The organism is Pseudomonas sp. UTLPPB19802 (assembly GCF_059730225.1).
In genome coordinates this window covers 3,788,958-3,812,886 of record NZ_AP048545.1, presented here as the reverse complement: position 1 = coordinate 3,812,886, position 23,929 = coordinate 3,788,958, and the positions used below count along the sequence as shown (strand labels likewise).

General features: G+C 64.6%; 15 protein-coding genes. 11 read left to right on the top strand and 4 right to left on the bottom strand.

Translation table 11 applies throughout. The annotated features are described in order from the left end of the window. The first annotated feature begins 9 nt into the window (after positions 1–9). The 8 genes from AC6I6U_RS16945 to AC6I6U_RS16910 all read left to right on the top strand — a co-directional run bounded on the left by AC6I6U_RS16945 (position 10) and on the right by AC6I6U_RS16910 (position 13,024). Positions 10–963 carry a D-2-hydroxyacid dehydrogenase family protein gene (locus AC6I6U_RS16945; protein ID WP_497877197.1) on the top strand — a complete coding sequence of 318 codons (954 nt, stop codon included), beginning with the start codon at positions 10–12 and terminating at the stop codon, positions 961–963. A 484-nt stretch (positions 964–1,447) separates the two neighbouring features. Further along, positions 1,448–3,013, top strand: coding sequence for a glycogen synthase GlgA (glgA, locus tag AC6I6U_RS16940; protein WP_497877196.1), 1,566 nt, complete (start codon positions 1,448–1,450; stop codon positions 3,011–3,013). A gap of 13 nt (positions 3,014–3,026) precedes the next feature. Further along, positions 3,027–4,832 carry a malto-oligosyltrehalose trehalohydrolase gene (gene treZ, locus AC6I6U_RS16935; protein ID WP_497877195.1) on the top strand — a complete coding sequence of 602 codons (1,806 nt, stop codon included), beginning with the start codon at positions 3,027–3,029 and terminating at the stop codon, positions 4,830–4,832. Continuing rightward, positions 4,829–6,910 carry a 4-alpha-glucanotransferase gene (gene malQ / locus AC6I6U_RS16930; protein WP_497877194.1) on the top strand — a complete coding sequence of 694 codons (2,082 nt, stop codon included), beginning with the start codon at positions 4,829–4,831 and terminating at the stop codon, positions 6,908–6,910. Before treZ ends, malQ begins: the two co-directional genes overlap by 4 nt. Continuing rightward, positions 6,907–9,660, top strand: a complete 2,754-nt coding sequence (locus tag AC6I6U_RS16925) for a malto-oligosyltrehalose synthase (RefSeq protein ID WP_497877193.1) — start codon at positions 6,907–6,909, stop codon at positions 9,658–9,660. Before malQ ends, AC6I6U_RS16925 begins: the two co-directional genes overlap by 4 nt. A 22-nt stretch (positions 9,661–9,682) precedes the next feature. Then, positions 9,683–9,979: a DUF2934 domain-containing protein gene (locus tag AC6I6U_RS16920; protein WP_497877192.1), complete on the top strand. Its 297-nt coding sequence runs from the start codon at positions 9,683–9,685 to the stop codon at positions 9,977–9,979. Positions 9,980–10,005: 26 nt separating this feature from the next. Next, a complete protein-coding gene (gene glgX / locus AC6I6U_RS16915; RefSeq protein WP_497877191.1) occupies positions 10,006–12,150 on the top strand; it encodes a glycogen debranching protein GlgX in 2,145 nt (714 codons plus the stop codon). Positions 12,151–12,265: 115 nt separating this feature from the next. Then, a complete protein-coding gene (locus tag AC6I6U_RS16910; RefSeq protein ID WP_497877190.1) occupies positions 12,266–13,024 on the top strand; it encodes a PIG-L deacetylase family protein in 759 nt (252 codons plus the stop codon). Here the strand turns inward: AC6I6U_RS16910 and glgB are convergent. The 3 genes from glgB to AC6I6U_RS16895 form a co-directional block, all read right to left on the bottom strand. After that, on the bottom strand, positions 13,021–15,249 hold the full coding sequence (gene glgB / locus AC6I6U_RS16905) for a 1,4-alpha-glucan branching protein GlgB (RefSeq protein WP_497877189.1): 2,229 nt from the start codon (positions 15,247–15,249) through the stop codon (positions 13,021–13,023). The genes AC6I6U_RS16910 and glgB overlap by 4 nt on opposite strands. Further along, positions 15,246–18,584 carry a maltose alpha-D-glucosyltransferase gene (gene treS, locus AC6I6U_RS16900; protein WP_497877188.1) on the bottom strand — a complete coding sequence of 1,113 codons (3,339 nt, stop codon included), beginning with the start codon at positions 18,582–18,584 and terminating at the stop codon, positions 15,246–15,248. Before treS ends, glgB begins: the two co-directional genes overlap by 4 nt. A 236-nt stretch (positions 18,585–18,820) precedes the next feature. Beyond that, positions 18,821–20,818 carry an alpha-1,4-glucan--maltose-1-phosphate maltosyltransferase gene (locus tag AC6I6U_RS16895; RefSeq protein WP_497877187.1) on the bottom strand — a complete coding sequence of 666 codons (1,998 nt, stop codon included), beginning with the start codon at positions 20,816–20,818 and terminating at the stop codon, positions 18,821–18,823. Between the two features lie 220 nt (positions 20,819–21,038). Between AC6I6U_RS16895 and AC6I6U_RS16890 the strand changes: the two genes are divergently transcribed. Then, on the top strand, positions 21,039–21,206 hold the full coding sequence (locus AC6I6U_RS16890) for a hypothetical protein (RefSeq protein ID WP_497877186.1): 168 nt from the start codon (positions 21,039–21,041) through the stop codon (positions 21,204–21,206). Between the two features lie 143 nt (positions 21,207–21,349). On the opposite strand, the gene AC6I6U_RS16885 is transcribed toward AC6I6U_RS16890, so the two are convergent. Beyond that, complete coding sequence (locus AC6I6U_RS16885) at positions 21,350–21,850, bottom strand: MgtC/SapB family protein (protein WP_497877185.1); 501 nt, start codon at positions 21,848–21,850, stop codon at positions 21,350–21,352. A gap of 143 nt (positions 21,851–21,993) precedes the next feature. Here AC6I6U_RS16885 and AC6I6U_RS16880 point away from each other — a divergent pair, with 143 nt between their 5' ends. Next, a complete protein-coding gene (locus AC6I6U_RS16880; RefSeq protein ID WP_497877184.1) occupies positions 21,994–22,233 on the top strand; it encodes a DUF3203 family protein in 240 nt (79 codons plus the stop codon). 207 nt (positions 22,234–22,440) lie between these two features. After that, on the top strand, positions 22,441–23,856 hold the full coding sequence (gene ccoG / locus AC6I6U_RS16875) for a cytochrome c oxidase accessory protein CcoG (protein WP_497877183.1): 1,416 nt from the start codon (positions 22,441–22,443) through the stop codon (positions 23,854–23,856). The last annotated feature ends 73 nt before the right edge of the window (positions 23,857–23,929 follow it).

Here is a 23,929-nt window from a genome sequence, read left to right as displayed (position 1 = left end):
GAGCACCCGATGACGTTGCAGATTGCGGTAATCGATGACTGGCAAGGCGTGGCCGGCGAGGTGGTGGACTGGTCGGCCCTGGCCGGGATTGGCCAGGTCAGTTTCCTGCATGACTATCCCGCCGCCACCAAGGTGATGGCCGAGCGCCTGGCCGGTTATGACGTGATCTGCGTGATGCGCGAACGCAGCACCTTCGACGAGGCCCTGCTGCGCCAATTGCCGCGCCTCAAGCTGCTGGTGACCGGCGGCATGCGCAACGCCGCCCTCGACATCAAGGCGGCAACGGCCCTGGGCATCCAGGTCTGTGGCACCGAAAGCTACAAGCACGCCGCACCGGAACTGACGTGGGCCCTGGCCATGGCCGTGAGCCGTAACCTGGTCAGAGAGGCCAACTCCCTGCGCGCCGGCGACTGGCAGGTCGGACTGGGCAACGATCTCCATGGCAAGACCCTGGGCATACTCGGCCTGGGCAGCATTGGCCAGAAGATCGCCCGCTACGGCCAGGCCTTCGGCATGCGGGTCATCGCCTGGAGCCAGAACCTCACCGCCGAGCGTGCCGCCGAAGTGGGCGTGGAATACGTCAGCAAGCAGGCTCTGTTCGAGCAGGCCGACCTGCTATCGGTGCACCTGGTGCTCAGCGAGCGTTCCCGTGGCCTGGTCGACGCCCAGGCACTGGGCTGGATGAAACCGTCCGCGTACCTGGTCAACACCGCCCGCGGACCGATCGTTGACGAGGCGGCGCTGGTCAGCGCGCTGGAACAGGGCAGGCTCGCCGGAGCGGCACTGGATGTGTTCGAACAGGAACCGCTGCCGGTCAACCACCCGTTCCGGACCCTGGACAATGTCCTGGCCACACCCCATGTCGGTTATGTCAGCCAGAACAACTATCGGATGTTCTATGGCCAGATGATCGAGGACATTCAGGCCTGGGCGGCTGGAGCGCCGCTCCGCCCGCTCGGCTGACGCGCCGAAACACGCCATGGCCGTGCCCTGTCCGGGCGCGGTCGGCGTGGCTTCCTCTGCCCTCTTATTGCCCACTCTCCCCATGACCGGAGCCATGCCGGTGCAGACGGCCCCGGCGCTTGTTCCAGAAAGTTTCCATCGCTCCGCCGCCTTATATCTGTCATGAAACTTTTTGAAATTTGTCGTCTAAATAACGCCCTTCAAGTCAGCAACATCTCTCCTACACTGTTTTTCTGGGCCTACTGACCAGTCAGTCATTTCCTCTGAAAAAAAATCGAACCTTCTGCACTGGCGGTCAGTCAGGTTAAAGGTAGGGCGCCTGTACCGGGTTTCAGGGGCACAGGCGCTCCCCCACTCTTTCTTGTCTAGGTGCGTTGGCCACACTTTGCCAAACGCCCTGAACTGACGTGTCCGACCAAAGGAAGCGGATTGGGCACGTTGCGTGAAAGCCACGGATCAGATCAGATAAAAACGGGAGAGGCACATGATCAGCGCTGCGTTGGAGATTCAGGAAGAAGGTTTGATTCAGGTCAGCGAACCGGTCCAGGTGCCAGTCCCCTCAACGGGAGGGAAGACGTTGTCATCCGTTGTACCCGTCAACCCGAACAAGAAGAAAGTGCTGTTCGTCACCTCCGAATTCGCCGACCTGGTGAAGGCCGGGGGGTTGGGCGACGTCTCGGCGGCGTTGCCCAGGGCCATGCGGCACCTGCACGACGTGCGAGTGCTGATCCCCGGCTACCCGCAGGTGCTCGACAGCGACAATCCTATTCATATCGTTGGCGAACTTGCCGGCCATGCCGCGCTGCCACCCTGCCAGATCGGGCGCATGGACATGCCCGACGGCCTGGTGATCTACGTGCTGATCTGCCCGGAGCTGTTCGAGCGCGAGGGCACCCCCTATGGCGCCAACAACGGCCGAGACTGGCCGGACAACCATATCCGCTTCGCCCGCCTGGGCCTGGCTGCCGCCGACATCGCCGCCAACCTCGCGCAGATCCACTGGACTCCCGACCTGGTTCACGCCCACGACTGGCCCGCCGGCCTGGCCCCGGCCTACATGCACTGGCGCGGGCAACGCACGCCGACCCTCTTCACCATCCACAACCTGGCCTACCAGGGCGTAGTCAGCCTGGCCTGCTGCCCGGAATTGGGCATCCCGCCCCATGCCCTGCAGCAGGAAGGCATGGAGTTCTACGGCAAGCTGTCGTTCCTCAAGGCCGGCATGGCCTATGCCAGCCACATCACCACGGTCAGCGCCACCTATGCAGAGGAGATCACCACCCCGGAGTTCGGTTGCGGCCTGGACGGTTTTCTCGCCAGCAAGACCTACCAGGGGCTGCTCAGCGGCATCCCCAACGGCATCGATGAAAGCTGGGACGCGGCCACCGACCAGCATCTGGTCCAGCCCTTCAATATTGGCGACTGGAACGGCAAGGCAGCGAACGCCGCCCACGTGCGCCAGCTGTTCGGTCTCGAAGCCTCCAGCGGCCCGCTGTTTGCCGTGGTATCACGTCTGGTCTACCAGAAGGGCCTGGACCTCACCGAAGCGGTCAGCGAATTCATCGTGCGCGCCGGGGGCCAGATCGCGATCATCGGCCGCGGCGAAGCCGAGGAAGAAGAAGCCATGCGCCAGTTGGCCCTGCGCTTCCCCGGCCAGGTCGGCGTGCGCATCGGCTTCAACGAAACCGATGCCCGCCGCATGTTCGCCGGCAGCGACTTCCTGCTGATGCCCTCGCGCTACGAGCCCTGCGGCCTGAGCCAGATGTACGCGCAGCGCTTCGGCTCGTTGCCGGTGGCGCGCAACACCGGCGGCCTGGCCGATACCATCGAGGACGGCGTCACCGGTTTCCTCTTCGACGAATCCACCGTGGAAAGCTACGAGGCGGCCTTGACCCGGGCCTTCAAGGTCTTCGCCTACCCGCCGTTGCTCAACGCCATGCGCTGCCGCGCCATGGCCGCACCGTTCAACTGGAGCAAGGCGGTAGAACCCTACGCCGAACTGTATGAAACCTTGGTCGCCCATTCCCGGAGCCGCGCGGGCAAGCACTGAGGAGTTGTCACGGATGTCGTTACGGACACTGGAAGCCTGGTCTCATGGCGCCGTCATGCTGGACGCGGAACACACCCGCTTCGCACTGTGGGCGCCGGATGCCTTCTACGTCAGCGTCGAGCTGGAGGATGGCCGCTCACTGGCCATGCTGCCGCAGAACGATGGCTGGTTCACCCTGGAAACCCGCTGCCCGGCCGGTTCCCACTATCGCTACAACATCGACGGCGAACTGCCGGTCTGCGACCCGGCCTCACGGGCCCAGGCCGGTGGGATAAAGGGCCCCAGCCTGGTGGTCGACCCGCTCGCCTACCACTGGCGCCACAAGGACTGGCAGGGTCGGCCCTGGCACACGGCGATCATCTATGAACTGCACGTCGGTGCCCTCGGCGGCTATCGTGCGGTAGAGCAGCATTTGCCACGCCTGGCCGCCCTCGGCATCACCGCCATCGAGCTGATGCCCCTGGCCGAGTGCCCCGGCGAACGCAACTGGGGTTATGACGGCGTATTGCCCTATGCGCCGCAATCGAGCCATGGCACGCCCGAAGACCTCAAGCACCTGATCGACAGCGCTCACGGCCACGGCCTGGCGGTGATTCTCGACGTGGTCTACAACCACTTCGGCCCGGACGGCAACTACCTTGGGCGTTACGCGCGCGACTTCTTTCGCGAGGACCGCCATACGCCTTGGGGCGCGGCCATCGACTTCCAGCGCAAGGAGGTGCGCAGCTTTTTCATCGACAACGCGCTGATGTGGCTACTGGAATATCGCTTTGACGGCCTGCGCCTGGATGCCGTGCACGCGATCGACGACAACACCTTCCTGCGCGAGCTGGCTCGCCAGGTACGCCAGCAGGTGGACCCGGCACGCCATGTCTGGCTGACCGTGGAAAACGAGTTCAACCAGGCCAGCCTGCTGGAAGAAGCCTACGACGGCCAGTGGAACGACGACGGCCACAACACCCTGCATGTGCTGCTGACCGGCGAAACGGAGGCCTACTACGCCGACTATGCGCGGGAAACCACGCAGAAGCTGGCCCGCTGCCTGAGCCAGGGTTTCGTCTACCAGGGGCATGCCAACCGTCATGGCCGCAGTCGCGGCGAGCCCAGCGCCCACCTGCCACCCACGGCGTTCATCCTGTTCCTGCAGAACCACGACCAGATCGGCAACCGCGCCTTTGGCGAACGCCTCAGCCAATTGTGCCCGGCCCCGGCGCTGCGGGCCGCGACGGTGCTGCTGTTGCTGTCGCCGATGATCCCGTTGCTGTTCATGGGCGATGAAACCGGCGCCGAGGAACCCTTCCTGTTCTTCACCGACCACCACGGCGAGCTGGCCGATGCGGTGCGCGAGGGCAGGCGTGCGGAGTTCGCCGAGTTCGCCGGTTTTACCGACCCGCAGCGACGCGAGCGGATTCCCGACCCGAACGCCGCCAGCACCTTTGAAGCCTCACGGCCGACCCTGGTTCCGGCCACGGATGGCCACCGAGCAGCCATTGCCGAGCTGTACCGCCAATTGCTGGAGATTCGCCACCGGGAACTGCTACCACGCCTGCCAGGCACCCAGGCACTGGGCGCCGACGTGCTGGCGGAGGGTGCGGTCTGCGCCCGCTGGCGGCTGGGCGACGGCACGTTGCTACGCATCGACCTCAACCTGAGTGCCCATGCGGTCGAGCACAGTATCGAAAGCGTTACTCGCTGGCTGTTCGAAAGCACCGCCCAAGCCTCCCGGCAACTGGAAGAAGGCAGCCTCGCGCCCTACAGCGCACTGGTCAGCCTGAGCAACGACGATGACCTGCCGGTCCCCGATGGAGAACGCCCATGAGCGATGCGCAACTCGAAATACTCGCCAGCCGGGCGGGCCTGGCCGTCGACTGGATCGACGCCAATGGCCAGCCGCAGAAAGTCCGCGCCGAGGTGCTGCGCAAGGTGCTGGCCGGCCTGGGCCATCCCGCCCACGACGATGCGGCCATCGAGGCTAGTCTACTGGACCTGCAACTGGCGCAACAGGACAAGCAACTGCCGCCGCTGCTGACTGCGGACGTCGACAAGGGTGTCGACCTCGCCCGCTACTTCACCCCCGACACGCCTTGCGAGGTCCACCTGGAAAACGGTTCGGTGCTCCACCTGCGATTGGACAACGAAGCCGTACTGCCCGGCGTGGTGCCGGTCGGCTATCAGACGGTACACATCGACGGCCAGCACTTCACCCTGGCCGTTGCCCCCCCCAGTTGCCACAGCGTCGACGCCGCGACTGATACCCACCCGGCCAGGGCCTGGGGCCTAGGCATCCAGCTCTACAGTCTGCAACGCCCGGCCGACGGCGGCTTCGGCGATACCCAGGCACTGGAAGAACTTGCCCGCGCCGCTGGCGAACGAGGGGCCGATGCCCTGGCGATCAGTCCGGTGCATGCCATGTTCAGCAGCGACCCCAGTCGCTACAGCCCGTACTCGCCGTCCAGCCGCCTGTTTCTCAACAGCCTCTATGCCGCGCCGGGAGCGATCCTCGGCGAACGCGCCCTGCGCCTGGCCATCGACAGCACCGGGCTGGCCGAGGAACTGCAGGAACTGGAACAACTGTCATTGATCGACTGGCCGCGCGCGGCGCGGGCCAAGTACCGGCTGCTGCGTGCGCTATACGACGGCTTCCGGCTCGGCGACCATCCCCTGGCCGAGGATTTCGCCAGTTTCCGCCGCGCCGGTGGCGAAGCCCTGGAAAACCACTGCCGGTTCGAAGCACTGCAAACCCACTGCGTTGCCCGTGGTGAAAGTGGCGACTGGCGCCAGTGGCCAGAGCAATGGCGCCAACCGAGCAGCCCGGCCTTGGCCCGGTTTGCCGAGGAGCATGCCGAGGATATCGAGTTCCACGCCTTCAGCCAGTGGCTGATCGCCCGCAGCCTGGAGCGCGCGCAGAACGCCGCGCGCGGCAGCGGCATGGCCATCGGCCTGATCGCCGACCTGGCCGTCGGCGCCGACGGCGGCGGCAGCCAGGCCTGGAGCCGCCAGGACGAGCTGCTGGCCGAGCTTACCGTCGGCGCCCCCCCGGACATTCTCAATCGCGCGGGCCAGAGCTGGGGCATTTCCGCGTTCGCTCCCGAAGGGCTCAAGCGCCATGGTTTCCGCGCCTTCATCGAAATGCTGCGGGCCAACTTCGCCTACGCCGGGGGCCTGCGCATCGACCATATCATGGGCCTGCAGCGGCTCTGGGTGATTCCCCTCGGCTCGCCGTCGAGCGAGGGTGCCTACCTCTATTATCCCGTGGACGACCTGCTGCGCCTGCTGACCCTGGAGTCCTCCCGCCACCAGGCCATCGTCCTCGGTGAAGATCTCGGCACGGTCCCCGACGGCCTGCGGGAAAAGCTCGTCGCCCGCTCGATGCTCGGCATGCGCGTGCTGCTGTTCGAACAGGAATACGGTCATCGCTTCCGCCCCATTCTCGACTGGCCGGACAATGCCCTGGCGACCACCACTACTCATGACCTGCCGACTCTCAATGGCTGGTGGCACGCCCGCGACATCGACTGGAACATCCGCCTCGGGCTGATCGATACGGCAACCGCTGACAGCTGGCGCCAGACCCGCCGTCACGAGCGCGACGGACTGCACCGGGCCCTGAGCAACGATCCGCAGAACTTTCGCGACGAAACCCACGAGACCGACCAGGTGGTCGACGCCAGCATTCGCTTTCTCGGGCACACTCGGGCGCCGCTGGTGCTATTGCCACTGGAGGACGCGCTGGGCGTCGAGGAACAACCGAACCTGCCCGGCACCATCGACAGCCATCCCAACTGGCGCCGGCGCCTGCCGGGGCATGCCAGCGAACTGCTCGACGACATTGACGCGGCGCGCCGCCTCGAACTGCTGGCCTGTGCCCGGCTCCAGGCGGCGGAGCGTGACCGATGAGTACGAACCCACGCGCCACGCTGCGCCTGCAATTGCACAAGGGTTTTCCACTGGATGCGGCCATCGAGTGGATTCCCTATTACGCCCGGCTGGGTATCAGCCATCTCTATGCCTCGCCCCTGCTCTGCGCGCGGGCGGGCTCGATGCACGGCTATGACGTGGTCGACCCGACCCGGGTCAACCCGGAACTGGGTGGCGAACCGGCCCTGCGGCGGCTGGTGGCCGCCTTGCGCGAGCATGGCATGGGGCTGATCCTCGACATCGTTTCCAACCACATGGCCGTGGGCGGTGCCGACAACCCCTGGTGGCTCGACCTGCTGGAATGGGGCCGGCGCAGTCCCTACGGAGAGTTCTTCGACATCCAGTGGCATTCGCCCGACCCGCTGCTCGAAGGCCAACTGCTGTTGCCGTTCCTCGGCAGCGACTACGGCGCCGCGCTGCAGGAAGGCAGCGTGGCGTTGCGCTTCGATGCCGAGCGCGGTGGTTTCCATGTCGAGCACTACCAGCACCACTTCCCGATCTGCCCACGGGACTACGGGCAGATCCTCGCCGACCTGCCGGAGCTGGAGGACCTCGCCGCGCGCTTCAAGGCCCTCAATACCCTGCCGGACGCCTACGCACGGGCCGGGCAACTGCGCGCCGAGCTGGCCAGCCGGGTCGACAGCCATCCCGCCCTCGCAGCCAGTCTGCAACGCTACGACGCCCGCGAAGCGGAAGGTTTCGAACGCCTGCACCGGTTGCTCGAGCGCCAGCACTACCGGCTTGCCAGCTGGCGTACCGCCGGCGACGACATCAACTGGCGGCGCTTCTTCGACGTCAATGAGCTGGGCGGCTTGCGTGTCGAACGCCCGGCGGTGTTCGAGGCCACCCACCAGAAGATCTTCCAGTTGATCAGCGAAGGGCTGATCGACGGCCTGCGCATCGACCATGTCGATGGACTCGCCGACCCACGGGGCTACTGCCGCCGGTTGCGACGCCGGGTCGACGCCCTCGCCCCCGGACGACACCTGCCGATCTACGTCGAGAAGATCCTCGGCCAGGACGAGTACCTGCACCGCGACTGGAGGGTCGACGGTACCACTGGCTACGAATTCATGAATCAGTTGTCGCTATTGCAACATGATCCTCGCGGCGCCGAGCCGCTGGCCAACCTCTGGAGCCGCCTCAGCGAACGGCCGGCGGTGTTCGGCGAGGAAGCCCGGCTGGCCCGCCAGCAAATGCTCAACGGCTCGCTGGCCGGCGATTTCGAGAGTGTGGCCCAGGCGCTGCTGCAGGTTGCCAGGGATAATGTCATGAGCCGTGACCTGACCCTGGGCGCGATCCGTCGCGCGCTGCAGGAATTGATCGTGCATTTCCCGGTGTACCGCACCTATATCCATGCCTGCGGCCGCCCGGCGCAAGACGAACCGTTCTTCCTGCAGGCGCTGGCCGGTGCCCGCACCACCCTCGGCGAAGCGGACTGGCCAGTGCTCGACTACCTGCAACAGTGGCTCGGTGGCGAGCCCTGGCGCCAGCGCCCACCGGGCCGCGAACGCAAGCTGCTCAGGCACGCCTGCGTTCGCTTCCAGCAACTGACCTCGCCAACCGCCGCCAAGGCCGTCGAGGACACCGCGTTCTATCGCTCGGCGGTACTGCTGTCGCGTAACGATGTCGGCTTCTCCACCGAGCAGTTCAGCGCACCCGTGGCGGACTTTCATCAGGCCAACCAGCAGCGACTGGAAGCCTTTCCCGACAACCTGCTGACCACCGCCACCCACGACCACAAGCGTGGTGAGGATTCCCGCGCGCGCCTGGCCGTGCTGAGCGAGTGCAGTGCCACCTACGCCGGTTGGGTCGAACGCTGGCGCGAGTTGGCCAGCGCATTGCGCAGCGACGCGCAGGCACCTTCGGCCGGTGACGAGCTGATGCTCTACCAGAGCCTGCTTGGCAGTTGGCCCCTGGAGCTGGCCATCGACGATCAGGCCGCCTTGGGCGAGTACGCCGAACGCCTCGCGCAATGGCAGCGCAAGGCGTTGCGCGAAGGCAAACTTCAGAGCAGTTGGAGCGCGCCGAACGAAGCCTATGAAAACGCCTGCCACGAGTTCCTCGAAGCGCTGCTGCTCAAGCCCGAAGGGCTGGCGCTGCGTCGCGAGATCGCTGCGGCGGTACGCTTCATCGCCCCGGCCGGAGCCGTCAACAGCCTGGCCCAATGCCTGCTGCGCATGACCGTACCCGGCCTGCCTGACCTGTACCAGGGCAATGAGTTCTGGGACTTCAGCCTGGTCGACCCGGACAACCGCCGGCCGGTGGATTACGCCGCCAGGCAGCAAGCGCTGGAAGTACCAGCCACGCCGTCGGAACTGGTCGAAGACTGGCACAGTGGCCGGCTCAAGCAGGCATTGATCGCCCGTACCCTGGCGATTCGCGCCAGCCACGCCGAACTGTTTCGCCGTGGCGACTACCAGCCCCTGGCGGTTCGCGGTGAACAGGCCGACCACGTCCTGGCCTTCAGCCGTGCCACCGCGACCGGACAGGCCATCGTTCTCGTCCCTAGGCTACCCCATGGGTTGCTGGCCGGGAGCGACCAGCCATGGATCACTCCGTCAGCCTGGGGCGACACCCGGATCGAACTGGCGTCGAGTGCCCGACCCGGCAAATTAAATGGACTTTTCTCGGCAGCCGAAGTCACAGCCCATGGGGAGCTTATGGTCGGTGACGCGCTTGCGGACTTCCCGGTCAATCTTTTCATCCAACCCTTTGTTCAAACTTGAGTGTCCGTCCAGGAGCATCGCGATGAGTACCGAAGAAAAACGCATCCGTGAGTTTGCCTATCAGATCTGGGAATCGGAGGGTCGTCCCGAGGGCCAGGAAGAACGCCACTGGGAAATGGCCCGCAAGCTGGCCGAGGCCGAAGCGCTGGCGCCGAGCAAGCCGGCCACCGCCAAGGCCAAGCCCAAGGCTGCGACCAGCGCCGCCAAACCGGCCGCCAAGAGCACCACGATAAAACCTGCGGTCAAGCCGGTGCCGGCCAAGGCCACGGAACCGACCGCCAAGAAGCCTCGTGCACCGCGCAAGCCGGCCGCCAATTGAACCGAACCGCTGGTGAGCACCCGTCCATGACCAAACCCAAGCACCACAAGCCAAGCCCCCAGGTCTCGCGCATCCGCGAGGGCCTGCCCTTTCCCCTCGGCGCGACCTGGGACGGCCTGGGAGTCAACTTCGCGCTGTTTTCCGCCCACGCCACCAAGGTCGAACTGTGCCTGTTCGATGCCACTGGCGAGGTCGAGCTGGAGCGCATCGAGCTGCCCGAGTACACCGACGAGATCTATCATGGCTACCTGCCCGATGCCCATCCCGGACTGATCTACGGCTATCGCGTATACGGACCCTACGACCCGAGCAACGGCCACCGCTTCAACCACAACAAGCTGTTGATCGATCCCTACGCCAAGCAGTTGGTGGGCGAACTCAAGTGGTCCGAGGCGTTGTTCGGCTACACCATCGGTCACCCGGACGGCGACCTCAGCTTCGACGAGCGCGACAGCGCGCCGTTCGTGCCCAAGAGCAAGGTGATCGACCCGGCCCACACCTGGGGTCGCGACCAACAGGTCAACGTACCCTGGGAGCGCACCATCCTCTATGAAACCCATGTTCGCGGCATCAGCATGCGCCATCCGGCCGTGCCCGAGGCGCTGCGGGGTACCTTCGCCGGGTTGATGGTCGAGGACGTGGTGAAACATATCCGCGGCCTCGGGGTTTCCTCGGTGGAGTTGCTGCCGATCCATGCCTTCGTCAATGACCAGCACCTGCTGCAAAAGGGCATGACCAACTACTGGGGCTACAACAGCATCGCCTTTTTCGCCCCCGACCCACGCTACCTGGCCAGCGGCAAGATCGCCGAGTTCAAGGAGACTGTCGCGCACCTGCACGAAGCCGGGCTGGAAGTGATCCTCGACGTGGTCTACAACCACACTGCCGAAGGCAACGAGCAGGGTCCGACCCTGTCCATGCGCGGCATCGACAACGCCTCCTACTACCGGCTGATGCCCGAGGACAAGCGCTTCTACATCAACGATTCGGGCACCGGCAACACCCTCGACCTGAGCCACCCGTGCGTGCTGCAGATGGTCACCGACTCGCTGCGCTACTGGGCCACGGAAATGCACGTGGACGGCTTTCGCTTCGATCTGGCGACCATTCTCGGGCGTTACCACGACGGCTTCGACGAACGCCACAGCTTCCTCGTCGCCTGTCGCCAAGACCCGGTGCTGCGCCAGGTCAAGCTGATCGCCGAACCCTGGGACTGCGGCCCCGGCGGCTACCAGGTCGGGGGCTTCCCACCGGGCTGGGCCGAATGGAACGACCGTTTTCGCGACACCGTACGCGCCTTCTGGAAAGGCGACGACGGCCAGCTCGCCGACTTCGCCGCGCGCATGACCGCCTCCGGCGAAATGTTCAACCAGCGCGGACGGCGGCCCTACACCTCGGTCAACTTCATCACGGCCCACGATGGCTTCACCCTGCACGACCTGGTGTCGTACAACGACAAGCACAACGAGGCCAACGACGAGAATAATCAGGACGGCAGCAACAACAACCTGTCCTGGAACCACGGTGTCGAAGGTCCTACCGACGACCCCGAGATCAATGCCCTGCGCCTGCGGCAGATGCGCAACTTCTTCGCCACCCTGCTGCTGGCCCAAGGCACGCCGATGATCGTTGCCGGCGACGAGTTCGCCCGGACCCAGCACGGCAACAACAACGCCTATTGCCAGGACAGCGAGATCGGCTGGGTCAACTGGGAGCTCGACGACGACGGACGTTCCCTGCTCGCCTTCGTCAAGCGCCTGGTCAAGTTGCGCCTGGCCTACCCGATCCTGCGGCGCGGGCGCTTCCTGGTGGGTACCTACAACGAGGAACTGGGGGTCAAGGATGTCACCTGGTTGAGCCCGGACGGCAACGAAATGACCACCGAACAGTGGCACGACAGCCACGGCCGCTGCCTCGGCATCCTGCTCGATGGGCGTGCGCAGGTGACCGGGCTGCAACGCACCGGGGCCGACGCCACCCTGCTGATCGCGGTCAACTCCCACCACGACGGGGTCAATTTCCGCCTGCCGCCGGTGCCCCAGGGCCAGTACTGGAGCTGCATGCTCGACACCAACGACACACGGATCAAGGGAGAGGAGCGCTTCGACTTCGATCGCGAGTACACCGTGACCGGCCGTTCGCTGGTGTTGTTCGAACTGCACCGGGATTAGTACAGGCGAGAGGCGACAATCGACAATAAAAGTCGCATTTCGGACAACATGAGCGATACTGGTACCCAGCGCCTCAGGATCGAGGCGCGAACTCCCACACAAGGACGTGGACCACATGAGACATCAATCTGCAGCCCGCAACGTGGTTGCACCGCCGATCTGGAGCGGTTCCCGGCAATTGGAACGGGTGCCGTTCCTGAACCCCACCCGACTGGTCGAACCCGGTGGGCGGGTCGTCGTCATCGCCCCGCATCCCGGCGATGAAACCTTTGCCTGTGGCGGCCTGTTGCAGATGCTCTCGGCCCTCGGCCATCCCCTGCAACTGGTCTCCATCACTGATGGCAGTGCGCTCTATCCCGGCTCCCGGATCTGGTCCGAACAACGCCTGAGCGTGGTCTGCCCGCAGGAAACCGCCGAAGCGTTGCGTCGCCTCGGGATCGAGTTGCACTGCCTGAAGTGGATTCGTGGCGGCTTTCGCCATGGAGCCCTGGAGCAACAGGAAGACGCCATCTGCCAGTATCTGCGCCGCTACCTGCGCCATGACGACGTGGTCTTCACCACCTGGCGCGAGGATGGCGACAGCGACCATGAGACGGTCGGCCGCGCCAGCGCCAAGGCCTGTACCGCCACCGGGGCACGGCTGGTGGAGATGCCGGTGTGGACATGGTTCCGGCCGCTGCGTGAGGAACACCTGATCCCCTGGCATCGCGCCCGCAAGATACGCCTGAACACCTGGGGCGTGGCGCGCAAGCAACATGCGATCCACGCCTTTCACAGCCAGTTGCAGGGCGACCCGGAAGCCGGGCTGGCACCCGTGCTCAAGCCCAACCTGATCGAACAGGCTCGGCAGCCGTTCGAGATGGTCTTTATCTAGGCCACCGGCTGCAGCATCAACACGGCCAATGGCGGCAGGTTCAACACCAGGGAAGTGGCCTGCCCATGGCTGGCCTTGTCCTCGGTGAAGGCCCCGCCGCCATTGCCATAGTTGGACCCGGCATAGATCGCCGCATCACTGTTGATCACTTCCTGCCACTGCCCGGCGAACGGTACGCCGATCCGGTAGCCTTCCCGTGGCACCGGGGTGAAATTGGCGATCACCAACAGCGGCCGGCCTTCGCGGCTCCAGCGCAACCAGGCATAGACGCTGTTGCTCGCATCATCGCCGATCAACCACTGGAAGCCCTGCGGCGCATCATCCTGATCATGCAGCGCCGGCTCCTGCCGATACAGCTGGTTCAGGTCGCTGACCAGCTTCTGCACCCCCAGGTGCTCGGAGTACTGCAGCAGGTACCAGTCCAACTGCCGGTCGTGGTTCCACTCGCGCCACTGGCCGAACTCGCAGCCCATGAACAGCAGCTTCTTGCCTGGATGCGCCCACATGAAGCTGAGGTACGCCCGCAGGTTGGCGAACTTCTGCCAGCGATCGCCAGGCATCTTGTCGATCAGCGAGTGCTTGCCGTGTACCACTTCATCATGGGAGATCGGCAGAATGAAGCGCTCGGACCAGGCATAGACCAGGCCGAAACTCAGCTCGTTGTGGTGATGGGCACGGTACACCGGATCCTGCTGGATGTAGTGCAGCGAATCGTGCATCCAGCCCATGTTCCACTTGTAGGAGAAACCCAGGCCACCCTGCTGCGTACCCTGGCTGACCCCGGGCCAGGCCGTCGACTCCTCGGCAATCACCAGGGCGCCTGGCGCTTCGAGCGCCACCACATCATTGAGGTGACGGAGGAAATCGATGGCCTCCAGGTTCTCTCGCCCGCCATGACGGTTGGGCACCCACTCCCCGGCCTTGCGCGAATAATCGCGGTAGAGCATCGATGCCACCGCGTCCACCCGCAGGCCGTCGACATGGAAATGCTTGAGCCAATGCAGGGCCGACGCCAGCATGAAGCCATGCACTTCGGTACGCCCCAGGTTGTAGATCAGCGTGTCCCAATCCTGGTGAAAACCTTCCAGCGGGTTGCCATATTCATACAGCGCCGTGCCGTCGAATTGCGCCAGGCCATGGGTATCGGTCGGAAAATGCGCTGGCACCCAGTCGAGAATCACCCCGATGCCGGCCTGGTGGCAGGCATTGACGAAGCCGGCGAAGTCCTGCGGCGTGCCGTAGCGGGCACTGGGCGCGAACTGCGACAGCGGCTGGTAGCCCCACGAGCCGCCAAACGGGTGTTCCATGATCGGCATCAGCTCGATATGGGTGAATCCCAGTTGCTGCACATAGGGAATCAAGCGTTCAGCCAGCTCGCCCCAGCTGTATTGCCGGGACACTTCGCCGGCCTCGTCGGTTTCACACTGCCAGGAACCGGCATGCAGTTCATAGATCGACAGCGGCGCATTCGGCCGTTGCCGCTCGGCGCGGGCCTGCATCCACTCATGGTCCTGCCAGTCGACCTGCAACGGCGGTGCAACCCGCGAGGCGGTGTCCGGCGGCAGCTGGGTGGCGAGGGCCACCGGGTCGGACTTGAGCGGCAGGATCGAGTGCGGACCGAGAATCTCGTACTTGTAGGACTCCCCCGCCTGCAGGCGCGGAATGAAGATTTCCCAAACGCCACTCGGATGGCGCAGACGCATTGGATGCCGGCGGCCATCCCAACTGTTGAAGTCGCCGACCACCGACACGCGCCGGGCATTCGGCGCCCAGACCGCGAACCGTACGCCGTCGACACCACCAACCTGGGTCAACTGCGCACCCAGGCAACCGCTCAGGTCCCGGTGATTGCCTTCGGCGAACAGGTACAGGTCCATTTCACCGAGCAACGGGCCAAAGCTGTAGGGATCTTCACTGACCTGCTCGCCGCCGGCCCATTGAATCCGCAACAGATAGGGCTGGCGCTGCTCGAGCCGACCGACGTACAGGCCCGGCACCTCGCTCATTTCAAGGCTGCCCAACACTCGCCCATCGTCCTGGGCCAGCACTTCGGCGCTCAGGGCACCGGGCAGGAATGCGCGGATCACCTGCCCGCCCGCACCATCGTCATGGGGCCCGAGAATGGCGAACGGATCCTGATGTTCGGCCCGTACCAGCGCCTCGATATCCTGGGCAGCAGGCAACAGGCCGGCCCTGGCATTACCTTGTTCCTTACTTGAACTCATTGTTGCTCTCCACCGGACAAGGTTTTCACCTCACTCAACAGTCGGTCCAGACCCTGCAGCGGTACCCGCAGCCAGGTCGGACGATTCTGTGCCTCATAGGCGATTTCATAGGCAGCCTTCTCCAGACTGAACAGGGCCAGCGCCGCTTGTGCGCCCGCCGGGTCCTGCCATGCATGGGCAAGACTAGCTGCTGCCTGCTCGTATGCCTGGATAAATGCCTGCCGCGATTCGTTCAGGTAACGCTCGGCGACTCGCACCAGCGCGCTCTGCGCCGCCTCGGATGAATCGACAGCCTGGGAGCTGTCGAGTGCCATTGCCGCGGCATAATCAAACGAGCGCAACACGCCACTGACATCCTTGTAGGGACTGTGCTTGCCACGCCGTTCCTGCAGCGAACGTGCCGGCTCGCCCTCGAAGTCGATCAGGTAGGCGTCGCCCTTCACCACCAACACCTGGCCCAGGTGCAGGTCGCCATGCACACGAATGCGCAAGCCACCCACCACTTGCGCGGCCAGAGTCTGGACATGGGCAAGGATCGCCTTCCTGGCACGTACCAGGCGAGCCACCAAGGCCTGGTCGTCGGTCGACAACGGTCCCTGGTGCTGTTCGAGCAACTCCAGCGCGCGACTGACCTGGCTGCCGACATGCTTGCCCCAGGCCTTGCCGTCCTTGCCGGTACTGACCTCGGCACTGAAGTCCGGGTTGTCGGTGGGCGCGGCCAGCACCTGGTGCATCTCACCCAGGCGCTTGCCCAGCAGACCGGCAAAGTTCACCAGCTCGTCCAGGGCATTGATCGAGACTTCGTGCTCCATCGCACCATCGGCCAACTCGTCGCGAATCGCCCGTTCCAGGTTGTTCTGGGTCCAGACCCAGGCATCACCCTGATTGTTCAGCAGGCCCTGGGCAATCATCAGCAGGCTTTCCTCGCCCGTTGGTTCATGCCTTACCACCGAGCCCAGCAACGGCGAAATGTTCTGGAAGCCCGCGGCACCGAGGAAGGCGCTCATTTCCAGTTCCGGGTGGATGCCAGCACTGACCTTACGGATCAGCTTGAGCATCACCCGCTCGCCGACCACTACCGAACTGTTGGACTGCTCGGCCGACAGGTAGCGCACCTCGGCATCCGCCGGCAACGGCTGGGCCAGCAGCTCGGCGGTGGCCTGGAAGCGCAGCTCACCGCTGTCATCACCCAAGACAGAGCCCGCCTGCATGCCCTGGACCACTCCACGCACGAAGCTCTCCAGGCTGAAGGCATCGGTGATCAGGCCCACCTGCCGCCCACGGCGTACCCTGGCCATCGCCAGTTGCTGCGGCAGCGCGGCGTTGATCTGCTCCTCGCCCAGCAGGCCGAACGGCACCTGGTAGCGGCTGCTCTGGCCCGCCACGGTCACTTCGACCTCGCTGAGCAGCACCGGCTGCGGCGGTTCGCCGAAGCGCAGGCCATACACGATCCGTACCTGCTCGATCGGCGCATGCTTGTCGGCGAACCAGCGGCGCATCGGCAGCCACTCGGGCAATGAGGTCTGCTCCAGACGGGTACGGGCCGGCGCTTCGAGCAATTCCTCCAGGCGCTGCTTCAGCACCAGGGTGGAGAAGTCCGGCATGCACTGGGGCGATTCCACGTGCCAGGCCGGCATCTGCGTCTGCGAGGCCAGCAGGAACCAATAGAAACCGTAAGGGGCCAGGGTCAGCAGGAAGTTCAATTGGCCGATGGGCGGAAAAGCATTGCCGCCGAGCATCTCCACTGGCACCCGGCCGGCGAATTGCGACAGTTCCAGCTCCGCCGCCTGGGCGGTGCGCGAGACGTTGGCGACGCAGAGAATGATCTCGCTCTTGCCGTCGGCGCCGGTGTACTCACGGGTATAGGCCAGAATGCGCCGGTTGGCCGGCGACAGCATCTTCAGGCTGCCACGCCCAAAGGCCTTCTGCTGCTTGCGCACGGCGAGCAGGCGGCGGGTCCAGTTGAGCAGCGAATGCGGGTCGCCGGCCTGGGCCTCGACGTTGACCGAGGCAAAGCCGTACAGCGGGTCCATGATCGGCGGCAACACCAGGCTCGCCGGGTCGGCGCGGGAGAAGCCGCCGTTGCGGTCGATCGACCACTGCATCGGCGTCCGTACGCCATCGCGGTCACCCAGGTAGATGTTGTCGCCCATGCCGATTTCGTCGCCGTAATATAGGGTCGGCGTGCCCGGCATCGACAGCAGCAGGCTGTTGAGCAGCTCGATACGGCGCCGGTCGCGCTCCAGCAACGGCGCCAGGCGGCGACGGATGCCGAGGTTGATCCGCGCCCGGCGATCGGCGGCGTAGTAGTTCCAGAGGTAGTCGCGCTCTCGGTCGGTGACCATTTCCAGGGTCAGCTCATCGTGATTGCGCAGGAAGATCGCCCACTGGCAGTTGGCGGGAATCTCCGGGGTCTGGCGCAGGATGTCGGTGATCGGGAAACGGTCTTCCTGGGCGACGGCCATGTACATGCGCGGCATCAGCGGGAAGTGGAACGCCATGTGGCATTCGTCGCCGTCGTCGCCCTTCTGCTCGCCGAAATACAGTTGGGTGTCTTCCGGCCACTGGTTGGCCTCGGCCAACAGCATGCGGTCGGGGTAATGGGCATCGATTTCGGCACGGATGCGCTTAAGCACATCGTGGGTCTCGGGCAGGTTCTCGTTGTTGGTGCCGTCGCGTTCGATCAGGTACGGAATGGCATCCAGGCGCAGGCCATCGACGCCCATGTCGAGCCAGTAGCGCATCACCGACAGCACCGCCTTCATCACCTGCGGGTTGTCGAAGTTCAGGTCCGGCTGGTGGGAGTAGAAACGGTGCCAGAAGTACTGGCCGGCGACCGGGTCCCAGGTCCAGTTGGACTTCTCGGTGTCGAGAAAGATGATCCGGGTGTCGTTGTACTTGTCATCGGTGTCCGACCATACGTAGAAATCCCGCGCGCTGGAGCCGCGCTTGGCCCGACGCGCCCGCTGGAACCACGGATGCTGGTCGGAGGTGTGGTTGATCACCAGCTCGCAGATCACCCGCAGGCCGCGCTTGTGCGCCTCGGCGATAAAGCGCCGGGCATCGGCCAGGGTGCCGTAGTCCGGGTGCACGCCGCGGTACTCGGCAATATCGTAGCCATCGTCGCGCCGCGGCGAGGGGTAGAACGGCAGCAGCCAGATGGTGTTGACGCCCAGGTCGGCTATGTAGTCGAGCTTGGCGATCAGCCCCGGGAAGTCGCCGATTCCGTCGTTGTTGGAATCGAAAAAGGACTTCACATGGACCTGGTAGATGACCGCGTCCTTGTACCAGAGCGGGTCATTGATGAACGTTGCAGGGCGGGTCTTCTTCGCCATGATTGATTCCTTCACTAACGGTCACTGCCTGGACAAACACGGCAATGAACAACGAACACTCCCCAGGTGGCGAGGGGGCTTGCCCCCGTTCGGCGGCGCAGCCGTCGTAAACCGCTGGACACGTCCCCCTGGCAGGCTGTGCTATCCGGCCTTGGGGCCGCTTTGCGGCCCTGCGGGGGCAAGCCCCCTCGCCACCACAAGTTTCCTCATGACAGCTGCTGCCAGGCGGTCGCGTATCAACCTGGAGTAATGCGCCATATCCCGAAGGGCTGGTGCCAGGGCTCGATACGCATCCATTGGGTCTTGCCGTACCAGGTCCAGGTATGGCCATTCATCAGGTCTTCACCATGGGTCTGGGCGTCGTCGGGCAGCCCGAACTCCCACAACGGCAGCTCGAAATGCGCCTCCTGGGCGTTGTGTGGGTCGAGGCTGACCGCCACCAGGATGAAGCTGCTGCGGTCGGCGGTGCGCTTGCCGAAATACAGGATGTTGTCGTTCCAGGCGTTGTAGACCTGCAGGCCCAGGTGGGTCTGCAAGGCCGGATGCTGGCGACGGATGCGATTGAGCTGGGCGATCTCGGCAATGATGTTGCCCGGTGCGCTGTAGTCCCGCGGACGGATCTGGTATTTCTCCGAGTCCAGGTACTCCTCCTTGCCCGGCAAGGGTGCCGACTCGCAGATCTCGAACCCCGAATACATGCCCCACAGGCCCGAGCCCATGGTCGCCAGGGCTGCGCGGATGAGGAAACCGGCCCGCCCCGACTCGTGCAGGAAGGTCGGGTTGATGTCCGGCGTGTTGACGAAGAAGTTCGGCCGATAGCACTCACGCCAGGGCGACTGGTTCAGTTCGGTGAAATAACTGGCCAGCTCGGCCTTGTTGTTGCGCCAGGTGAAATAGGTATAGCTCTGGGAATACCCAACCTTGCCCAGGCGCGCCATCATCGCCGGTGCGGTGAAGGCTTCGGCGAGGAAGATCACCTCCGGATGACGACCGCGAACATCGGCGATCAGCCATTGCCAGAACGGCAGCGGCTTGGTGTGCGGGTTGTCGACGCGAAAGATCTTCACGCCCTCCTCGACCCAGCCGACCACGATATCGCGCAGCTCGGTCCACAGGCCGGGTACGGCATCGGCGGCATAGAAATCGACGTTGACGATATCCTGGTATTTCTTCGGCGGGTTCTCGGCGTACTTGATCGTGCCGTCCGGCCGCCAGTTGAACCAGCCGGGATGCTGCTGCAGCCAGGGATGGTCCTGGGAACACTGGATGGCGAAGTCGAGGGCGATCTCCAGGCCATGCTCGGCGGCCGCAGCGACCAGCCGACGGAAGTCCTCGCGGCTGCCCAACTGCGGGTGGATCGCCTCGTGCCCGCCGTCCTCGCTGCCGATGGCATAGGGGCTGCCCGGATCGTCAGGACCGGCGGTGAGCGAGTTGTTCGGACCCTTGCGATGGCTGCGGCCGATCGGATGGATCGGCGGGAAATACAGCACGTCGAAGCCCATGTCGCGGATCGCCGGCAGGCGCGCCTGGACGTCATTGAAGGTGCCGTGGCGTGCGGGATCGTCGGTGACCGAGCGCGGGAACAGTTCGTACCAGCTGGCGAACCGGGCGAGTTGCCGTTCCACATCCAGGGCAAAGTCATGGCTCAGGCTCAGGTAGGCCTGATGGTCTGCCTGGCGCATCAACACGGCGGTGGCGGGCTTGAGGAAACCCTCGACCTGCCCGTCGTTCGAACGCTGCGAAAGCTCATGGTGCAGCGCCGCCAGACGCTCGGCCAACTCGCCCTGGCTGCGTTCGCTGGCCTGGCGGATATGCTCGCGGCCCTCCTGCAGCTCGAGATCGATGGGGACCCCGGCGACGAACTTCTTCTCCAGCTCGTAGCAGAAGCTGCCGAACTGATCGATCCAGGCCTCGATGCGATACACGTAGCGGCCCTGGCCGCCCACCCGCAACTTGCCCTGCCAGAGATTGTTGCCCTTGTCGGTCATCACCGAACGCTGCCAGTCGCCGGCCCCGACCGGCTTCCAGGCCAGCAAAACGGCCAGCTTGTCATGGCCATCGGCGAATACCCGGGCGCTCACCGGCACTTCCTCACCTTCAACGGCCTTGACCGCGAACTGCCCTCCGTCGATGGCCGGCTTCACATTCTCGATGGCGATGCGCGGCAGCAACAGCGCCTGGGACAACGGCAGGACCTGGGTACCCTGCTCATCCAATGATTTATCAGCTGTCATCGAGCATCACTCCTTACGTCCTGTGGACGCTCTACCTTGCGTGATCATGATGGGTCACGACCGGCTTCATCCTGAAAAGGCCGCTCAAGTTCGGAGCCAGGCGGCGGCGCAAAAGTTCAGATGGATTTGCCGAACCGTCCGCTCGTCCAGAAATTGCAGTCAATTGCCTTGAGCCAAGGTCAATCGCTACACCAGGTGGCCATGTAAAAAAGGAGTCTTCATGAATATTCCGATTCCAGCGGAAACGCCCGATCCCAATATCGACCAGCCGACACTACCCCCGGCCGAGCCGCAACCGGTTCCGGAGCAGGAGCCACCGGAGAGCACTCCCCCGCCCAAGATCGATCCGCCGACGACCATGCCACCGGTGATCGCGAAACAAGCATAGTCAACCCGGCCCACCTGCACGCCCCTGTAGGAGCCGGGCTTGCCCGCGAAGGCGATCATGTCGGCGCCATAGGACCTGGGTGAATGGCCGACGTTGTCGGTTCGCGGGCAAGCCCGGCTCCTACAGGGGAGCGGATACACCGGTCAGTCGCGATCTTTTTCCAGCAATTGCAGGATCTTCGGCATCACGCTGAACACCGCCAGCGCCAGCAGCGTGCTGAGCACCGCCGTCGCCTCGCGCCCCAGCCCTGCTGCCACGCCGATGGCGGCAGTCATCCATAACCCGGCGGCAGTGGTCAGCCCCTTCACATGCTGCCCTGCCTCGTCGGCATGGCCCTTGAGAATGGTCCCGGCGCCGAGAAAGCCGATGCCGGCAATCACCCCCTGCACCACCCGACTCATGGCATCGGCCTGGGCACCGGAGACTTGCGGCACCAGCACGAACAGCGCCGCCCCCAGGGCGACCAGCATGTGCGTGCGCACGCCCGCCGCCTTGCCCTGCTGCTCGCGCTCAAAACCGAGCACGCCACCCAGCACGGCGGCAATCAGCAGGCGCAGGGTAATCCGGGTTACCTCCTGTACATCGCCGATGTCGGCGAACTCAGCTTGCAGCGTTGCCCATACGGTGTGCCACCAGGCGTCCATGTTCCCGACCTCTCGATGTTCGATAAGCGATGGACAGCGGCGCTCCCACGCCGGTTCGCCCGACGACCGCTAATCGGCTGCGTCGAACGATGACGGGCCGCGGCGTCCTAAAGATGGTCAGCCTGCGAAAAGAGGAGAGCGCCATGCCCGTGCATATCGACCTGTCCAACCAGACCTGCATCCTGGAAGAAAACGACACCCGGATCAGCGGTCCGGCCAAGGATGTGAAGATCACCACCGACGACGCCAGGAGCATGTCCCGCGCCGAACTCGACGGGCGGGAAATCTGGATCACCGAGGCGGAAGCCGACGCCCTGACCGTCGCTGGCGCCTTCGACGGCCGTCACCACGTGAAGGCGACGTCGAGTGATTCGGTGATTTGATTGATCCGTATCAGCCTGCCCGCCCGGCACCTGTGCCAGGCGGCTGCAGGCTCGCTGCGGCAAGCTCCGGACCCGGTATGGCAAGTTGTCGCAGGCGCCGCCCATTGCGCATCTGATCTGCTTTTTATTGAAATACCTGAGTCTGTTATGCAAACAGTTCGCTCGGCATAGTGCCCTGGCCTGATGGAGGCTGACGAGCGACAGATCATGAGCGAAAGAATCCCCGTCCAGTTAGTTGACACCTTCGAGCCTTCGCGCCCCAACAAGATGAAGGCCAAGTCGAGCGACAACCTGATTCACACCCGCAGTTTCACCGGCCTGTTCCGTACCTTGCGCATGAGCGGCGCAGGCTTTCTGTTCCTGCTGTTCTTCGGTACCGTCTGGTTGAATTGGGGCGGCCGCCAGGCGGTGCTCTGGGACCTGGCCAACAGCAAGTTCCATATCTTCGGCGCAACCTTCTGGCCCCAGGACTTCATCCTGCTCTCGGCATTGCTGATCATCTGCGCCTTCGGCCTGTTCGCCATCACCGTGTTCGCCGGGCGGGTCTGGTGCGGCTACACCTGCCCGCAAAGCTCCTGGACCTGGCTGTTCATGTGGTGCGAGAAAGTCACCGAAGGCGAGCGCAACCAGCGGATCAAGCTGCAGGCCGCGCCCTGGGGCCCGAACAAACTGGCCCGGCGTGCCGCCAAGCACACCCTGTGGCTGGCGATCAGCCTGATCACCGGCTTGACCTTCGTCGGCTACTTCACGCCGATCCGGCCGCTGGTCGAGGAGTTGCTGAGCCTGCAACTGGGCGGCGTCAGCCTGTTCTGGGTGCTGTTTTTCACCGGCGCCACCTACCTCAACGCCGGTTGGCTGCGCGAAGCGGTGTGCATGCACATGTGCCCCTATGCGCGGTTCCAGAGCGTGATGTTCGACAAGGACACCCTGACCATCTCCTACGATGCCGCCCGCGGCGAGAACCGTGGCCCGCGCAAACGTGAAGTGGCCCCGGCCAGCGTCGGCCTCGGCGACTGCATCGACTGCCGGATGTGCGTGCAGGTCTGCCCGACCGGCATCGACATCCGCGATGGCCTGCAGATGGAGTGTATTGGCTGCGCAGCCTGCGTCGATGCCTGCGACTCGATCATGGACAAGATGGGCTACGCCCGCGGCCTGGTCCGCTACACCTCCGAACACCAGTTGCAGGGTGGCACGACCCACCTGCTGCGGCCACGCCTGGTCGGCTACAGCGCGGTGCTGCTGATCATGATCGGCACGTTGGCACTGGCACTGGTCCAGCGGCCGATGGTCTCGCTGGATGTCAGCAAGGACCGTGGCCTGTACCGGGAAAACAACCTCGGGCAGATCGAGAACATCTACAGCCTCAAGGTCATCAACAAGACCCAGCAGCGCCAGCAGTACCGCCTGCAACTGGTCGACGGCGAGGGTTTCCAGCTACAGGGGCGCACCGAACTGAGCCTGGCGGCCGGCGAAATCGCCGACTTCCCGGTCTCGGTGGCGATGACCACCGAACGGGCGAAAAGCAGCTCCCAGGAGCTCGCCTTCCGCCTGGTCGACCAGCACGATCCCCGCGTCTACAGCGTGGCGAATAGCCGCTTCGTCGCGCCGATGAACCGTTGATGACATAGAATCCCCAGGGCGCCAGCCCCAGGGCCTACAGGGAGTTTGGCACGGAACACTGCGGGAGCCGGAT

Excerpts from the sequence above, each read along its gene's own strand:
- glgX (WP_497877191.1), top strand. The coding sequence starts at position 10,006 with ATGACCAAACCCAAGCACCACAAGCCAAGCCCCCAGGTCTCGCGCATC.
- AC6I6U_RS16920 (WP_497877192.1), top strand. The coding sequence starts at position 9,683 with ATGAGTACCGAAGAAAAACGCATCCGTGAGTTTGCCTATCAGATCTGG.
- malQ (WP_497877194.1), top strand. The coding sequence starts at position 4,829 with ATGAGCGATGCGCAACTCGAAATACTCGCCAGCCGGGCGGGCCTGGCC.
- glgB (WP_497877189.1), bottom strand. The coding sequence starts at position 15,249 with ATGAGTTCAAGTAAGGAACAAGGTAATGCCAGGGCCGGCCTGTTGCCT.
- AC6I6U_RS16925 (WP_497877193.1), top strand. The coding sequence starts at position 6,907 with ATGAGTACGAACCCACGCGCCACGCTGCGCCTGCAATTGCACAAGGGT.
- AC6I6U_RS16945 (WP_497877197.1), top strand. The coding sequence starts at position 10 with ATGACGTTGCAGATTGCGGTAATCGATGACTGGCAAGGCGTGGCCGGC.
- treZ (WP_497877195.1), top strand. The coding sequence starts at position 3,027 with ATGTCGTTACGGACACTGGAAGCCTGGTCTCATGGCGCCGTCATGCTG.
- glgA (WP_497877196.1), top strand. The coding sequence starts at position 1,448 with ATGATCAGCGCTGCGTTGGAGATTCAGGAAGAAGGTTTGATTCAGGTC.
- AC6I6U_RS16880 (WP_497877184.1), top strand. The coding sequence starts at position 21,994 with ATGCCCGTGCATATCGACCTGTCCAACCAGACCTGCATCCTGGAAGAA.
- AC6I6U_RS16885 (WP_497877185.1), bottom strand. The coding sequence starts at position 21,850 with ATGGACGCCTGGTGGCACACCGTATGGGCAACGCTGCAAGCTGAGTTC.
- ccoG (WP_497877183.1), top strand. The coding sequence starts at position 22,441 with ATGAGCGAAAGAATCCCCGTCCAGTTAGTTGACACCTTCGAGCCTTCG.
- AC6I6U_RS16890 (WP_497877186.1), top strand. The coding sequence starts at position 21,039 with ATGAATATTCCGATTCCAGCGGAAACGCCCGATCCCAATATCGACCAG.
- AC6I6U_RS16895 (WP_497877187.1), bottom strand. The coding sequence starts at position 20,818 with ATGACAGCTGATAAATCATTGGATGAGCAGGGTACCCAGGTCCTGCCG.
- treS (WP_497877188.1), bottom strand. The coding sequence starts at position 18,584 with ATGGCGAAGAAGACCCGCCCTGCAACGTTCATCAATGACCCGCTCTGG.
- AC6I6U_RS16910 (WP_497877190.1), top strand. The coding sequence starts at position 12,266 with ATGAGACATCAATCTGCAGCCCGCAACGTGGTTGCACCGCCGATCTGG.